2 protein-coding genes and 1 pseudogene are annotated in these 1883 nt (G+C 62.0%); all 3 read left to right on the forward strand.

All coding sequences use genetic code 11. From position 1 onward, the window contains the following. Positions 1-152 precede the first annotated feature (152 nt). Entirely contained in the window at positions 153-575 is a 423-nt protein-coding gene (locus AWB81_RS42510) for a lytic transglycosylase domain-containing protein (protein ID WP_062644544.1), read from the forward strand. Positions 576-580: 5 nt separating this feature from the next. Beyond that, positions 581-1231 (forward strand): toxin co-regulated pilus biosynthesis Q family protein, encoded by a 651-nt coding sequence (locus AWB81_RS42515; RefSeq protein ID WP_062644546.1) that lies wholly within the window; start codon positions 581-583, stop codon positions 1229-1231. A 5-nt stretch (positions 1232-1236) separates the two neighbouring features. Beyond that, positions 1237-1883 (forward strand): annotated as a pseudogene (locus tag AWB81_RS42520) (type II secretory pathway protein); the annotation flags it as partial.

The following is a 1883-nucleotide window of genomic DNA, read 5'->3' on the forward strand; positions in this document are numbered from 1 at the left end:
GTCGCCGACGTGGCGCACATCGGTTCGGGCGAGCAGAAGGGCCGCTATTTCAAGTTCAACGGCACCGCCGACCAGTTCATCGTCAATTCCGACGGCAACGTCGTCAACGTGCTGCGCAAACACGATGTGCGGTTCTTTGATCGGCCCGCGTCATGAACCGGATGCTCTACTTCTCAACGCTGCTTTGCGCGGCCGTCTCGCTGCGTGCGCGTGCGGATTGTGTTGACGATGCCGCCCGCTATCACCGCGTGAGCATTCAGGTGGTACGCGCCATTGCGCAGCAAGAGTCCGGGATGCGGCCGTACGTAACGAGCCGCAACACGGATGGGAGCGAGGACATTGGGTTGATGCAAATCAACTCGTCATGGCTTCCGAAACTGGCGCGCTTTGGAATCAGCCGCCAACACCTGTTCGACGCCTGCGTCAACGCGTACGTGGGCACGTGGATCCTGGCTTCAAACATCAAGCAGTTTGGTCCGACATGGAAAGCGGTCGGTGCCTACAACGCCGTCTCCTCGAACAAGCAGCTCATCTACGCCAATAACATTTACCGCCGTCTGCAACGTACGAACTGACCAACATGACGCCTATCTTTTCTCTTCAAACGCATCGCACCGCGCGCATGGTGGCTCACTTGTTCGCATGTCTGGCACTCACGACCGTATCGGGTCTTGCTGCAGCGGACCCCGACCAGTCTCGCCTAGCACCGCCGCCCGGTGACGGCTGGCAATTGCTCTCCGCGCCTGCCGCGAAGGCGCCTGTCGCTCAGCTGGCGATGGCGTCGCCGGTTGCTCCCGTCGTTCGTGCTGCTCCCGCTACGCCTGCTGCTCCGGCCGCGCTCAAAGCCGCTATCGGTGGCCCCGCGCCAGTCGCATTTCCCGGTGTCGCCGCGCAGGTGCCAGTTGGCGCGATGGACGTCGCGCCGGTAATCGTGCCGTCGCAGGGTGGCGCAACGGCGCCCGGTGGCGTTCTGTCTTTCTCGATCACGCCGCAGGACATCAACTTGCGCAACGCGCTTGATCGCTGGCTGCAGCAGCAGGGCTGGCAGCTCGCCTGGAAGATCGACGATGACTTGCCGCTGGAGTTCAACGCGACGTTCTCCGGCGACTTCAAGTCGGTACTCACGCAAGTGATGCAGGCGACCAATCACATGCGCACGCCCACGCGCGTCTGCAAGCACACCAATAACGTTATCCGCGTCGTCGCACGCGCAGCCAACTGCCAAGAGTAATCGCCATGCGCCTCACGAAAATCAAATCTGCCGTTGCCATTCTCGTGGCCGCATCGCTGACTGGCTGCGCCGTGTCGCAATCCGATGTGAACCATGCCTATGACGCGACCAACGCCGAAGCCGCACGCGCGATGGGCAATGGCCCGGAGTCGATGTCGCTTGTTGAAGAAGTGCCGACCGCGTTCCTCGGCGACCGGTTGGTGCCGGTCGCCTATGAAGCGACGTTGCCGGCGATCTTCCGCGAAAAGTCGGTTGTCTTCCCGGGCAACCTGCCGCTATCCAAAATCGCCACGCTCGTTTCGACGGCGACCGGTTTTCCGGTGCATTTGAGCCCGGACGTCTTCATCCCGCGCGACGCTCTGATTCCGAGGACGAACGGCGGCGCTGGCGGGCAGAGCGCACCGACGCAGCCGCAGTCCGTCGCGAGGTCCAACGTTGAGCCTATCTACGCCCAAGCCTGCAACTGCAAGGTGGGCGAGTACCTTCGCGGGGTGAGCGAGAACCTGGGCCTCGACTGGTCCTTCGACGGCACGACGATCTCGATTAGCCGGTTCGTGACCAAGACCTTCACGATTGCCGCGATTCCCGGGAAGGTTTCCATCAAATCGACGATGTCGAAGGGCACGGATACCTCGACAGGAAATCAAGCGTC

The sequence above is a fragment of the Caballeronia arationis genome (assembly GCF_001544975.2).
Taxonomy (GTDB): domain Bacteria; phylum Pseudomonadota; class Gammaproteobacteria; order Burkholderiales; family Burkholderiaceae; genus Caballeronia; species Caballeronia arationis.

Excerpts from the sequence above, each read along its gene's own strand:
- AWB81_RS42510 (WP_062644544.1), top strand. The coding sequence starts at position 153 with ATGAACCGGATGCTCTACTTCTCAACGCTGCTTTGCGCGGCCGTCTCG.
- AWB81_RS42515 (WP_062644546.1), top strand. The coding sequence starts at position 581 with ATGACGCCTATCTTTTCTCTTCAAACGCATCGCACCGCGCGCATGGTG.